This window comes from Streptomyces sp. CBMA291 (assembly GCF_014596525.1).
Taxonomy (GTDB): Bacteria; Actinomycetota; Actinomycetes; order Streptomycetales; family Streptomycetaceae; genus Streptomyces.
This window is the reverse complement of record NZ_MSJP01000008.1, coordinates 51,808-64,030: the sequence shown is the minus strand read 5'-3', so window position 1 is coordinate 64,030 and position 12,223 is coordinate 51,808. Positions and strand designations below refer to the sequence as shown.

At 69.3% G+C, this 12,223-nt stretch carries 12 protein-coding genes; 11 read left to right on the top strand and 1 reads right to left on the bottom strand.

Going from position 1 to position 12,223, the window contains the following annotated elements:
- Entirely contained in the window at positions 1-936 is a 936-nt protein-coding gene (locus tag BU197_RS01615; protein ID WP_188266332.1) for a C40 family peptidase, read from the bottom strand.
- 669 nt (positions 937-1,605) lie between these two features.
- On the opposite strand from BU197_RS01615, the gene BU197_RS01610 reads away from it, so the two are divergent.
- Genes BU197_RS01610 through nuoK form a run of 11 tightly spaced genes read left to right on the top strand, consistent with a single transcriptional unit; the run spans position 1,606 to position 12,214 of the window.
- The gene (locus tag BU197_RS01610; protein WP_019888619.1) at positions 1,606-1,965 is read left to right on the top strand and encodes an NADH-quinone oxidoreductase subunit A; all 360 of its coding nucleotides are present in this window, start codon (positions 1,606-1,608) and stop codon (positions 1,963-1,965) included.
- 17 nt (positions 1,966-1,982) lie between these two features.
- The gene (locus BU197_RS01605) at positions 1,983-2,537 is read left to right on the top strand and encodes a NuoB/complex I 20 kDa subunit family protein (RefSeq protein ID WP_030318842.1); all 555 of its coding nucleotides are present in this window, start codon (positions 1,983-1,985) and stop codon (positions 2,535-2,537) included.
- Complete coding sequence (locus tag BU197_RS01600; protein WP_188266331.1) at positions 2,534-3,265, top strand: NADH-quinone oxidoreductase subunit C; 732 nt, start codon at positions 2,534-2,536, stop codon at positions 3,263-3,265. Before BU197_RS01605 ends, BU197_RS01600 begins: the two co-directional genes overlap by 4 nt.
- Entirely contained in the window at positions 3,265-4,587 is a 1,323-nt protein-coding gene (locus tag BU197_RS01595) for an NADH-quinone oxidoreductase subunit D (RefSeq protein ID WP_188266330.1), read from the top strand. Before BU197_RS01600 ends, BU197_RS01595 begins: the two co-directional genes overlap by 1 nt.
- A complete protein-coding gene (gene nuoE / locus BU197_RS01590; RefSeq protein ID WP_188266329.1) occupies positions 4,584-5,324 on the top strand; it encodes an NADH-quinone oxidoreductase subunit NuoE in 741 nt (246 codons plus the stop codon). The genes BU197_RS01595 and nuoE overlap by 4 nt, the downstream gene beginning before the upstream one ends.
- Entirely contained in the window at positions 5,324-6,673 is a 1,350-nt protein-coding gene (nuoF, locus tag BU197_RS01585) for an NADH-quinone oxidoreductase subunit NuoF (protein WP_188266328.1), read from the top strand. Before nuoE ends, nuoF begins: the two co-directional genes overlap by 1 nt.
- Positions 6,670-9,147, top strand: coding sequence for an NADH-quinone oxidoreductase subunit G (locus BU197_RS01580; protein ID WP_188266327.1), 2,478 nt, complete (start codon positions 6,670-6,672; stop codon positions 9,145-9,147). Before nuoF ends, BU197_RS01580 begins: the two co-directional genes overlap by 4 nt.
- Positions 9,144-10,505, top strand: coding sequence for an NADH-quinone oxidoreductase subunit NuoH (nuoH, locus tag BU197_RS01575; RefSeq protein ID WP_188266326.1), 1,362 nt, complete (start codon positions 9,144-9,146; stop codon positions 10,503-10,505). The genes BU197_RS01580 and nuoH overlap by 4 nt, the downstream gene beginning before the upstream one ends.
- A complete protein-coding gene (gene nuoI / locus BU197_RS01570) occupies positions 10,480-11,094 on the top strand; it encodes an NADH-quinone oxidoreductase subunit NuoI (RefSeq protein ID WP_188266325.1) in 615 nt (204 codons plus the stop codon). Before nuoH ends, nuoI begins: the two co-directional genes overlap by 26 nt.
- The gene (locus BU197_RS01565) at positions 11,091-11,918 is read left to right on the top strand and encodes an NADH-quinone oxidoreductase subunit J (RefSeq protein ID WP_188266324.1); all 828 of its coding nucleotides are present in this window, start codon (positions 11,091-11,093) and stop codon (positions 11,916-11,918) included. The genes nuoI and BU197_RS01565 overlap by 4 nt, the downstream gene beginning before the upstream one ends.
- Positions 11,915-12,214 carry an NADH-quinone oxidoreductase subunit NuoK gene (gene nuoK / locus BU197_RS01560; RefSeq protein ID WP_188266323.1) on the top strand — a complete coding sequence of 100 codons (300 nt, stop codon included), beginning with the start codon at positions 11,915-11,917 and terminating at the stop codon, positions 12,212-12,214. The genes BU197_RS01565 and nuoK overlap by 4 nt, the downstream gene beginning before the upstream one ends.
- Positions 12,215-12,223: the final 9 nt, after the last annotated feature.

The following is a 12,223-nucleotide window of genomic DNA, read 5'->3' as shown; positions in this document are numbered from 1 at the left end:
TCAGAGGATGCGGACGGCGCCCGAGGGCATGTCCCAGTCCAGGGAGCGCTCGACGACACCGGTCGAGGAGTTCTGCGCGCCGACGTACTTGCCGCCGCCGACGTAGATGGCGACGTGGTACGAGCCGCTGCGGCTGCCCCAGTAGAGGATGTCGCCCGGCTGAAGGCTGCTCAGGGAGACGGAGCTGCCCATGCTCGACTGCTGGTACGAGATGCGGGGCAGGTCGATCCCGGCCTGGCGGTAGGCGGCCTGGACGAGGCCCGAGCAGTCCCAGGAGTTGGGGCCGGTGCCGCCGGTGACGTACGAGTCGCCGATCTGGGCGCGGGCGAAGGCCACGATCGCGGCGGTGTTGCCGGAGGGGGCCTGGGTGGTGGTCTCACCGCTCGTGGAGGAACCACCGCCGTTCGACGACGACGACGAAGAATTCGACGACGAAGAGGACGACGAGGAAGAAGAGGGCGACGCGTACGTGGAGGAGCCGCCGGAGTTGCTCGTGAGCTGCGTGCGCACGGTGTCGCGGGAGGCGCGGGCGGCGGCCTCCTCGCGGTCCTTGCGCTCCTGCTCGGCCTTGAGGCGGGCCTTCTCGGCGCGCTCGGCGGCGGCCTTGCGGTCGGCCTCGGCCTTGGCGGTCTTGGCTTCCTTGGCGGCCTTGAGGAGGGCCGAGTGCTCCTGCGTGGCGAGGCTCTGGTCGAGCGCCTCCTGCTGGGAGGCCTCGGCGGAGGCGGCGACGGCGCCGGCCAGGTCCGCACCGGTCTCCAGGGAGCCCAGGGTGGGCATTTCGATGGTCTCGGTCACCGGCTCGGCATTGGCCGGCCCGGCGGCGGCGGCCACCGCGATGGTGCCGAGGACGCCACCGGCGACTCCGGCGCGCAGCGCGATCGACGAGGCGCTGCGGCGGGGCTTCCGGTGGCTGGTTATGTGAGCGGTGTGGGACATGGGTACAACCGCTATCAGGGGTACACGGTTCCCTTCAAGAAACGTGGGTTGCGCCACAGTTACGTCCGGAACCTCTGAATCCGCTTCTTTGGCGCCCTTATTGACGCCGTAACGGACAAAGCGGACGGGGTGTAACCCGGCCTTGATCATGGGTTTTCGCTGAAACGTCCGAATTGCCCGACGCTTACCACCTCTTGACTCCGATGGCCAAGCCCCGCTTATTCCAGCCCTCGGGGTAGTGGCGCAGGTCACATTTTCATCTGACGGGGACTCGCGAGGACGCGCACACGCCCACCGGGCCGCGACGCTCCTCCCGGCCGGGCGATGGCCGAATCCCTTACCACTCGAACGCGTCCACCGCGAATTTGCTTGTACTGAGCAGCACTTGATAGTGCGACACCCCCTCCGAGCAGCGGAAACCAGTCTGGATGTCACATCTGGTGATCACTTGTGCGCTTCGCGCGACAAGATCACCGCTCATCCGACTTCATGATCCTTCGTCAGGTGGTGGAGATCACAAACTCGTTGGCGTACCCCGTGTCGCAGATCACAGAGGGGCAGGCATAAGATGCGGGGCAGCCGGGCTTGTGAACTGCCTCACATGGGGGCGATCTTTCAGGTCCGGCCGTGCGGTCCAACGGTCAAGGACGACTGGAAGGAGCGAGGAGCGTGAATGCGTACGCGCCCGTCCTCGTGCTCGGTGCCCTGGGTGCGGGGTTTGCGATCTTCTCCGTGGTCATGGCCACGCTTATCGGGCCAAAGCGGTACAACAGGGCAAAACTAGAGGCGTACGAGTGCGGCATCGAACCGACGCCCACTCCCGCCGGCGGCGGCCGCTTCCCGATCAAGTACTACCTGACGGCGATGCTCTTCATCGTCTTCGACATCGAGATCGTCTTCCTCTACCCCTGGGCCGTCACCTTCGACGCCCTGGGGCTTTTCGGGCTCGTGGAGATGCTGCTCTTCGTGCTCACCGTCTTCGTCGCCTACGCCTATGTGTGGCGTCGCGGCGGCCTGGAATGGGACTGAGGGGCTGAGGGGCACCTATGGGACTCGAAGAGAAACTCCCGAGCGGCTTTCTGCTGACGACCGTCGAACAGGCCGCGGGCTGGGTGCGCAAGGCGTCCGTGTTCCCCGCGACCTTCGGCCTCGCCTGCTGCGCCATCGAGATGATGACCACCGGAGCCGGCCGGTACGACCTGGCCCGCTTCGGCATGGAGGTCTTCCGCGGCTCGCCGCGCCAGGCCGACCTGATGATCGTGGCCGGCCGGGTCAGCCAGAAGATGGCCCCCGTCCTGCGCCAGGTCTACGACCAGATGCCCAACCCCAAGTGGGTCATCTCCATGGGCGTCTGCGCCTCCTCGGGCGGCATGTTCAACAACTACGCGATCGTCCAGGGCGTCGACCACATCGTCCCGGTCGACATCTACCTGCCCGGGTGTCCGCCCAGGCCGGAGATGCTGCTCGACGCGATCCTCAAGCTCCACCAGAAGATCCAGAGCTCCAAGCTCGGCGTGAACGCCGAGGAAGCGGCCCGGGAAGCGGAGGAAGCCGCGCTGAAGGCGCTGCCCACCATCGAGCTGAAGGGTCTGCTTCGTTGAGCGACGAGACACCCAACCCCGAGAAGGACCTCAGCGCGCAGAACCTGCCGGGCCAGCGCGGCGAGCACGGCGAGGAGGTCCGCGTCCAGCGCGGCATGTTCGGCGCGAACAACGGCGGCGACACCACCGGATACGGCGGACTCGTCCGCTCCGTCCGGCTCCCCGGCGCCGCCTCCCGCCCCTACGGCGGCTGGTTCGACGAAGTCGCCGACGAACTCGAAGGCGCCTTGGAGGAGCAGGGCCTCCTCCCGGCGAACGCCATCGAGAAGACCGTCGTCGACCGGGGCGAGCTGACCTTCCACATCGAGCGCGAGCACCTCCCGCGCGTCGCCCGCACCCTCCGCGACGACCCGGCGCTCCGCTTCGAACTCTGCACCGGCGTCTCCGGCGTCCACTACCCCGGCGACAAGGGCCGCGAGCTGCACGCCGTCTACCACCTGCGCTCGCTCACCCACGGCAGGCTGCTCCGCCTGGAGGTCTCCGCCCCCGACGGCGACCCGCACATCCCGTCACTCGTGAGCGTCTACCCGACGAACGACTGGCACGAGCGCGAGACGTACGACTTCTTCGGCATCGTCTTCGACGGCCACCCCGCCCTCACCCGGATCATGATGCCGGACGACTGGCAGGGCCACCCGCAGCGCAAGGACTACCCCCTCGGCGGCATCGCCATCGAGTACAAGGGCGCCCAGATCCCGGCTCCGGACCAGCGGAGGTCGTACAGCTGATGACCACGTCCCCTACGTCTCCCCGGGAGACGACAGAAGGCGCCGTCTACACGGTGACCGGCGGCGACTGGGAAGAGGTCGTCCAGTCGGCGGCCAAGGCCGACGACGAACGCATCATCGTCAACATGGGCCCCCAGCACCCCTCCACCCACGGCGTGCTCCGGCTCATCCTGGAGATCGACGGCGAGACCGTCACCGAAGCCCGCTGCGGCATCGGCTACCTCCACACCGGCATCGAGAAGAACCTCGAATACCGGACCTGGACCCAGGGCACCACCTTCGTCACCCGCATGGACTACCTCACCTCGTTCTACAACGAGACGGCGTACTGCCTCGGCGTGGAGAAGCTCCTCGGCATCACCGACCAGATCCCGGACCGCGCCAGCGTCATCCGCGTCCTGCTCATGGAGCTGAACCGGCTCTCCTCCCACCTGGTGTGCATCGCCACCGGAGGCATGGAGCTGGGCGCCACCACGATCATGATCTACGGCTTCCGGGACCGCGAGATGATCCTGGACCTGTACGAGCTGATTACCGGCCTGCGCATGAACCACGCCTTCATCCGCCCCGGCGGCCTCGCCCAGGACCTCCCGCCCGGCGCCGTCGACGCCCTGCGCGAGTTCGTCAAGACCATGAAGAAGAACCTGCCGGAGTACGACAAGCTCGCCACCGGCAACCCCATCTTCAAGGCCCGCATGCAGGACGTCGGCTACCTCGACCTCACCGGCTGCATGGCCCTCGGCGCCACCGGACCCATCCTGCGCTCCGCCGGGCTTCCGCACGACCTGCGCAAGACCGACCCCTACTGCGGCTACGAGAACTACGACTTCGAGGTCCCCACCACCGACAGCTGCGACTCCTACGGACGCTTCCTCGTCCGCCTGGAGGAGATGCGCCAGTCCCTCCGCATCGTCGAACAGTGCCTCGACCGGCTGGAGCCCGGCGCCGTCATGGTCGCCGACAAGAAGATCGCCTGGCCCGCCCAACTCGCCCTCGGCACCGACGGCCTCGGCAACTCGCCCGACCACATCAAGAAGATCATGGGCACCTCCATGGAAGCCCTGATCCACCACTTCAAGCTGGTCACCGAAGGCTTCCGGGTCCCCGCCGGACAGGTCTACGCGGCCGTCGAATCCCCCAAGGGCGAACTCGGCGTCCACGTCGTCTCCGACGGCGGCACCCGCCCCTTCCGGGTCCACTTCCGCGACCCGTCCTTCACCAACCTCCAGGCCATGGCCGCGATGTGCGAGGGCGGCCAGGTCGCCGACGTCATCGTCGCCGTCGCCTCCATCGACCCCGTGATGGGAGGCGTCGACCGATGACCGACCAGATCAGCCTGGGCATGCCCCAGCTCCCCGCCCCCGCCTACCCCGCCGAGACGCACGCCCGCCTCACCGAGGACGCGCGGGCCATCATCGACCGCTACCCCGACTCCCGCTCCGCCCTGCTGCCGATGCTCCACCTCGTGCAGTCGGAGGAAGGGCACGTCACCCGCACCGGCATGGCGTTCTGCGCCGAGACCCTCGGCCTGACCACCGCCGAGGTCACCGCCGTCGCCACCTTCTACACCATGTACCGCCGCCGCCCCTCCGGCGACTACCAGGTCGGCGTCTGCACCAACACGCTCTGCGCCGTCATGGGCGGCGACGCCATCTTCGAGGACCTCAAGGAACACCTCGGCGTCGGCAACGAGGGCACCACCGAGGACGGCAAGATCACCCTCGAACACATCGAGTGCAACGCGGCCTGCGACTTCGCCCCCGTGGTGATGGTCAACTGGGAGTTCTTCGACAACCAGACCCCCGAGTCCGCCCGCAGGATGGTCGACGACCTGCGAGCCGGACGCACCGTCGAACCCACCCGGGGCGCCCCGCTCTGCACCTTCAAGGAGACCGCCCGCATCCTCGCGGGCTTCCCCGACGAGCGCCCCGGCGCCGTCGAGGCCACCGGCGGCGCCGGTCCCGCCTCACTCGTCGGACTCCGCCTCGCCAAGGGCGAGCAGAGCCGCCACCGAATCGTCCACCCGCGCGCGGAGACCTCCGGACAGGAGGGGGAGTGATGACCTTGACCGCAGAAATCGGCAACACCAGCCCCGAGAAGCTCCTTTCCCCCGTCCTCTCGGCCTTCTGGGACCAGCCCGACTCCTGGACCCTGGAGACCTACGAGAGACACGAGGGCTACCAGGGACTCAAGCGCGCCCTCACCATGAGCCCCGACGACCTCATCGCCTACGTCAAGGCGTCCGGACTCCGAGGACGCGGCGGCGCGGGCTTCCCCACCGGCATGAAGTGGCAGTTCATCCCCCAGGGCGACGGCAAACCGCACTACCTCGTCGTCAACGCCGACGAATCCGAACCCGGCACCTGCAAGGACATCCCCCTCCTCTTCGCCAACCCGCACTCCCTCATCGAAGGCATCGTGATCGCCTGCTACGCGATCCGCTCCCAGCACGCCTTCATCTACCTGCGCGGCGAAGTCGTCCCCGTCCTGCGCCGCCTCCACGAGGCCGTACGCGAGGCCTACGCCGCCGGATACCTCGGCACCAACATCCTCGGCAGCGGACTCGACCTCGAACTCACCGTGCACGCCGGAGCCGGCGCGTACATCTGCGGCGAGGAGACCGCCCTCCTCGACTCGCTCGAAGGACGCCGAGGCCAGCCCAGGCTGCGCCCCCCCTTCCCCGCGGTCGCCGGTCTCTACGCCTGCCCCACCGTGGTGAACAACGTCGAGTCCATCGCCTCCGTTCCCGCCATCCTCAACCGGGGCAAGGAATGGTTCACCTCGATGGGCAGCGAGAAGTCACCCGGCTTCACCCTCTACTCGCTCTCCGGGCACGTCACCTCCCCCGGACAGTACGAGGCACCCCTCGGCATCACCCTGCGCCAGCTCCTCGACATGAGCGGCGGCATGCGCCCCGGCCACCGCCTCAAGTTCTGGACCCCCGGCGGCTCCTCCACCCCCATGTTCACCGCCGAACACCTCGACGTCCCCCTCGACTACGAAGGCGTCGGCGCCGCCGGATCCATGCTCGGCACCAAGGCGCTCCAGTGCTTCGACGAGACCACCTGCGTGGTCCGGGCCGTCACCCGCTGGACCGAGTTCTACGCCCACGAGTCCTGCGGCAAGTGCACCCCCTGCCGCGAAGGCACCTACTGGCTCGTCCAGTTGCTTCGCGACATCGAAGCGGGCAAGGGCGTGATGAGCGACCTCGACAAGCTCAACGACATCGCCGACAACATCAACGGCAAGTCGTTCTGCGCCCTCGGCGACGGCGCCGCCTCGCCGATCTTCTCCTCCCTGAAGTACTTCCGCGAGGAGTACGAGCAGCACATCACGGGCAAGGGCTGCCCCTTCGACCCGGCCAAGTCGACCGCCTGGGCGGACAACCACAAGGAGGTGACCGCATGACCGTCGCGCCCCAGTCCGTCAGCGGCTCCCCGGCCGTACCGCCGGACGACCTCGTCACGCTGACCATCGACGGCATCGACGTCTCCGTCCCCAAGGGGACCCTGGTCATCCGCGCCGCCGAACAGCTCGGCATCGAGATCCCGCGCTTCTGCGACCACCCCCTCCTCGACCCCGCGGGCGCCTGCCGCCAGTGCATCGTCGAAGTCGAGGGCCAGCGCAAGCCCATGGCCTCCTGCACCATCACCTGCACCGACGGCATGGTCGTCAAGACCCAGCTCACCAGCGCCGTGGCCGAGAAGGCCCAGCACGGCGTGATGGAGCTGCTCCTCGTCAACCACCCGCTCGACTGCCCCGTCTGCGACAAGGGCGGCGAATGCCCCCTCCAGAACCAGGCCATGTCCCACGGACAGGCCGAATCCCGCTTCGACGGCGTCAAGCGCACCTACGAGAAGCCCCTCGCCATCTCCACCCAGGTCCTCCTCGACCGCGAGCGCTGCGTCCTGTGCGCCCGCTGCACCCGCTTCTCCAACCAGGTCGCGGGCGACCCGATGATCGAACTCGTCGAGCGCGGCGCACTCCAGCAGGTCGGCACCGGCGAAGGCGACCCCTTCGAGTCGTACTTCTCCGGCAACACCATCCAGATCTGCCCCGTCGGCGCCCTCACCTCCGCCGCCTACCGCTTCCGCTCCCGCCCCTTCGACCTCGTCTCCACCCCCTCCGTCTGCGAACACTGCGCCGGAGGCTGCGCCACCCGCACCGACCACCGGCGCGGCAAGGTCATGCGACGGCTCGCCGCCGAGGACCCCGAGGTCAACGAGGAGTGGATCTGCGACAAGGGCCGCTTCGGCTTCCGCTACGCCCAGCAGCGCGACCGCCTCACCACCCCCCTCGTACGGAACGCCGACACCGGTGAACTGGAGCCCGCCTCCTGGCCCGAGGCCCTCGAAGCCGCCGCCCGGGGACTCGTCAGGGGCCGCACCGGCGTCCTCACCGGCGGCAGGCTGACCGTCGAGGACTCCTACGCGTACGCCAAGTTCGCCCGGGTCGCCCTCGGCACCCACGACATCGACTTCCGCGCCCGCGTCCACTCCGGCGAAGAGGCCGACTTCCTCGCCTCCACCGTCGCCGGACGCGGCAAGGACCTCGACGGCACCGGAGTCACCTACGCCTCCCTCGAAGCCGCCCCCGCCGTCCTCCTCGTCGGCCTCGAAGCCGAGGAGGAGGCCCCCGGCGTCTTCCTGCGGCTCCGCAAGGCCTGGCGCAAGCACGGCCAGCGCACCTACGCCGTCGCCTCCCACGCCACCCGGGGCCTGACGAAGACCGGCGGCACCCTGCTCCCCGCCGCCCCCGGCACCGAGACCGAATGGCTCGACGCCCTCAGCTCCCGGGTCGGCCTCGAAGGCGCGGGACCCGCCGCCGCCGACGCCCTCCGCGAGGAAGGCGCCGTCATCGCCGTCGGCGAACGGCTCGCCGGAATCCCCGGCGCCCTCACCGCCGCCCTGCGCACCGCCGCCGCCACCGGCGCCCGGCTCGTCTGGATCCCGCGCCGCGCCGGAGAACGCGGCGCCGTCGAGGCGGGAGCGCTCCCCGCCCTCCTCCCCGGCGGACGCCCCGCCACCCACCCCCGCGCCCGCGAGGAGGTCGCCGCCGTCTGGGGCGTCCGCGAACTCCCCCAGGGCTACGGACGCGACACCGGCCAGATCGTCGACGCCGCCGTCACCGGCGAACTCGCCGCCCTGCTCGTCGGCGCCGTCGAGGTCGCCGACCTGCCGGACCCGGCCCGCGCCCGTACCGCCCTCGAAGCGGCCTTCGTCGTCTCCCTCGAACTGCGCCCGAGCGAGGTCACCGAACGCGCCGACGTCGTCCTCCCGGTCGCCGCCGTCGCCGAGAAGCCCGGCACCTTCCTCGACTGGGAGGGCAGGGCCCGCATGTTCGAAGCCGCGCTCAAGCCCGAGCAGATGACCCGGCCGCTCGCCCCCACCGACGCGCGCGTCCTCCACATGCTCGCCGACGCCCTCGACAGCCACCTCGGACTGCCCGACCTCAAGTCCGTACGCCGGGAACTCGACCGGCTCGGCGGCTGGACCGAGGACCGGGCCTCCGAGCCCTCCGAGCCCGGCCAGAGCGGGCCCCGGGCCGGAGAGGGAGAGGCCGTCCTCGCCGGACACCGCCTCCTGCTCGACCTCGGCCGCCTCCAGGAAGGCGACACCGCCCTCGCCGGAACCCGGCACGCGGCCGTCGCCCGGCTCTCCGCCGCCACCGCCGCCGACACCGGCGTCAAGAACGGCGACACCCTCCGGGTCACCGGCCCCGCCGGCTCCGTCGCCTTCCCGCTCCAGGTCACCGAGATGCCCGACCGGGTCGTCTGGCTGCCGCTCAACTCGGCCGGACGGGGCGTCCTCTCCGACACCGGAGCCCACCCCGGCGACCTGGTCCGCATCGGTTCGGCGACCCCCCAGGAGGTGCAGGCATGACCCCGAACGTGCTGGCCGCCGAAGACCTGTCCATGTTCGGCACCGACCCCTGGTGGCTGGTCCTGGTCAAGGCCGTCTTCTGCTTCGCCTTCCTCATGGTCACCGTGCTCTTCTCCATCGTGTGGGAGCGCAAGGTCGTCGCCTGGATGCAGCTGCGCGTCGGCCCCAACCGGCACGGCCCCTGGGGCCTCCTTCAGTCCCTCGCGGACGGCATCAAGCTGATGCTCAAGGAGGACGTGATCGTCCGCAAGGCCGACAAGGTCGTCTACGTCCTCGCCCCGATCGTCGCCGCCATCCCCGCCTTCATGGCCATCGCCGTGATCCCCTTCGGCCCGGCGGGCAACGAGGTCTCGATCTTCGGCCACCGCACCGCGATGCAGCTCACCGACCTGCCGATCGCGATGCTGTACGTCCTCGCGGTCGCCTCCGTCGGCATCTACGGCATCGTCCTCGCGGGCTGGTCCTCCGGCTCCACGTACCCGCTGCTCGGCGGACTCCGCTCCTGCGCGCAGATGATCTCCTACGAGATCGCCATGGGCGCCGCCTTCGCCTCCGTCTTCCTCTACTCCGGGTCGATGTCGACCTCGAAGATCGTCGAGGCGCAGGCGGACCGCTGGTTCGTGATCCTGCTGCCGGTCTCCTTCATCATCTACATCGTCACCATGGTCGGCGAGACCAACCGCGCCCCCTTCGACATGCCGGAGTCCGAGGGCGACCTGGTCGGCGGCTTCAACACCGAGTACTCCTCCATCAAGTTCGCGATGTTCATGCTCGCCGAATACGTGAACATGGTGACGGTCTCGGCCGTCTCCGCCACCCTCTTCCTGGGCGGCTGGCGGGCCCCGTACCCGATCTCGGCCTTCTGGGAGGGCGCGAACCACGGGTGGTGGCCGATGCTCTGGTTCGTCGTCAAGGTGCAGCTCCTCCTCTTCTTCTTCATCTGGCTCCGCGGCACCCTGCCCCGCGTCCGCTACGACCAGCTGATGAAGCTCGGCTGGAAGGTCCTCATCCCGGTCTCCGTCGTCTGGCTGATGCTGGTCGCCACCGTCCGGGCGCTGCGCAACGAGAACATCGCCTTCGGCAGCATCGTCCTGTACGTCGCCGGAGCCGTCCTCGCCCTGCTGCTGCTCTCCTTCGTCGCCGACGCCTTCCGCGACCGGAAGGCCGAGTCCACCGACGCGACCGGGACCGCACCCGCCTTCGACCCGATGGCCGGGGGCTTCCCCGTACCCCCCAAACCCGGGCAGTCCCTGCCGCCCGTACCCCGGCGCGGGCCGCGGCACGAACGGGACCTCGTTGTCAGTGGCGCCCCCGATACCGCTACTGCGAGTGATGGAAAGGAGACGGACGGTGTCTGACTTCCAGAATCCGGTGGCCGGGTTCGGCGTGACCTTCAAGGCCATGTTCAAGAAGCGGCTGACCGAGCAGTACCCGGAGCAGCCGAAGACGACGGCGCCCCGCTTCCACGGCCGCCACCAGCTCAACCGTCACCCCGACGGCCTTGAGAAGTGCGTCGGCTGCGAGCTGTGCGCCTGGGCCTGTCCCGCCGACGCCATCTACGTGGAGGGCGCGGACAACACCGAGGAGGAGCGGTACTCGCCCGGTGAGCGGTACGGCCGCGTCTACCAGATCAACTACGCCCGCTGCATCCTCTGCGGACTGTGCATCGAGGCCTGCCCCACCCGGGCGCTCACGATGACCAACGAGTTCGAGCTGGCCGACTCCTCCCGGGCCAACCTGATCTACACCAAGGAACAGCTCCTCGCGGGACTCGAAGAGACGATGGTCGACACCCCGCACGCGATCTTCCCCGGCATGACCGAGCAGGACTACTACCGGGGTCTGGTCGACGGAGCCGCGCCCGGCACCGTCCGCCAGGTCGCCGTCTCCAAGGGCGAGACAGGCGAGACGAGCGGGACGGGCGAGCAGGAAGAGGTGGACGCGTGAGCGCGAACCTCGCGGCGTACGCGACCTCCACCGGCGAGGCGTTCCAGTTCTGGGTCCTCGGCACCGTCGCCGTCATCGGCGCCCTCTGCACGATCCTGATGCGGCGGGCCGTCCACTCGGCGCTCTGCCTCGCCGGAACCATGATCATCCTGGCGGTCTTCTACCTGGCCAACGGGGCGTACTTCCTCGGCATCGTCCAGATCGTCGTCTACACCGGCGCGATCATGATGCTCTTCCTCTTCGTCGTCATGCTCGTCGGCGTCACGGCGGCGGACTCCCTCAAGGAGACCATCAAGGGCCAGCGCTGGCTGGCCGTCGCCTGCGCCCTCGGCTTCGGCATCCTGCTCGCCGCCGGCATCGGGAACGCCTCGCTGACCGAGTTCACCGGCCTCGGCGCGGCCAACAGCGCCCGCGGCGGGAACGTGGAGGGCCTCGCCGCCCTCATCTTCACCAAGTACGTCTTCGCCTTCGAGATCACCGGCGCCCTCCTCATCACCGCCACCGTCGGCGCGATGGTGCTCACCCACCGCGAGCGCACCGAACGGGCCCGCACCCAGCGGGAACTGGCCGAGCAGCGCGTCCGCGAGGGCGTCCACGTACCGCCGCTGCCCGCCCCCGGCGTCTACGCCCGGCACAACGCCGTGGACATCGCGGGACTGCTGCCCGACGGCACCCCCGCCGAGCTGACCGTCATGGGCACCCTGCGCAAGCGGGGCCAGATCCGGGACGTGTCCCCCGAGGCGCTGGCCGACCTCAAGGCCCTGGAGCAGCGCTCGCAGGAGCGGCTCGGCCGCGACCGGGACGAAGAGGAGGCCACCCGGTGAACCCCGTCAACTACCTCTATCTCGCCGCCCTGCTGTTCACCATCGGTGCGACCGGGGTGCTGATCCGGCGCAACGCGATCGTGGTCTTCATGTGCGTCGAGCTGATGCTCAACGCCTGCAACCTCGCGTTCGTCACCTTCTCCCGCATGCACGGAAACCTCGACGGCCAGGTCATCGCCTTCTTCACGATGGTCGTCGCCGCCGCGGAGGTCGTCGTCGGGCTCGCGATCATCGTGTCCGTCTTCCGTGCCCGCCACTCGGCCTCGGTCGACGACGCCAGCCTGATGAAGCTGTAAGGGGCCGGA

Coding starts and splice junctions, on each gene's coding strand:
- nuoE (WP_188266329.1), top strand. CDS start 4,584: ATGACCGACCAGATCAGCCTGGGCATGCCCCAGCTCCCCGCCCCCGCC.
- nuoI (WP_188266325.1), top strand. CDS start 10,480: ATGGAAAGGAGACGGACGGTGTCTGACTTCCAGAATCCGGTGGCCGGG.
- BU197_RS01615 (WP_188266332.1), bottom strand. CDS start 936: ATGTCCCACACCGCTCACATAACCAGCCACCGGAAGCCCCGCCGCAGC.
- BU197_RS01605 (WP_030318842.1), top strand. CDS start 1,983: ATGGGACTCGAAGAGAAACTCCCGAGCGGCTTTCTGCTGACGACCGTC.
- nuoH (WP_188266326.1), top strand. CDS start 9,144: ATGACCCCGAACGTGCTGGCCGCCGAAGACCTGTCCATGTTCGGCACC.
- BU197_RS01580 (WP_188266327.1), top strand. CDS start 6,670: ATGACCGTCGCGCCCCAGTCCGTCAGCGGCTCCCCGGCCGTACCGCCG.
- nuoF (WP_188266328.1), top strand. CDS start 5,324: ATGACCTTGACCGCAGAAATCGGCAACACCAGCCCCGAGAAGCTCCTT.
- BU197_RS01595 (WP_188266330.1), top strand. CDS start 3,265: ATGACCACGTCCCCTACGTCTCCCCGGGAGACGACAGAAGGCGCCGTC.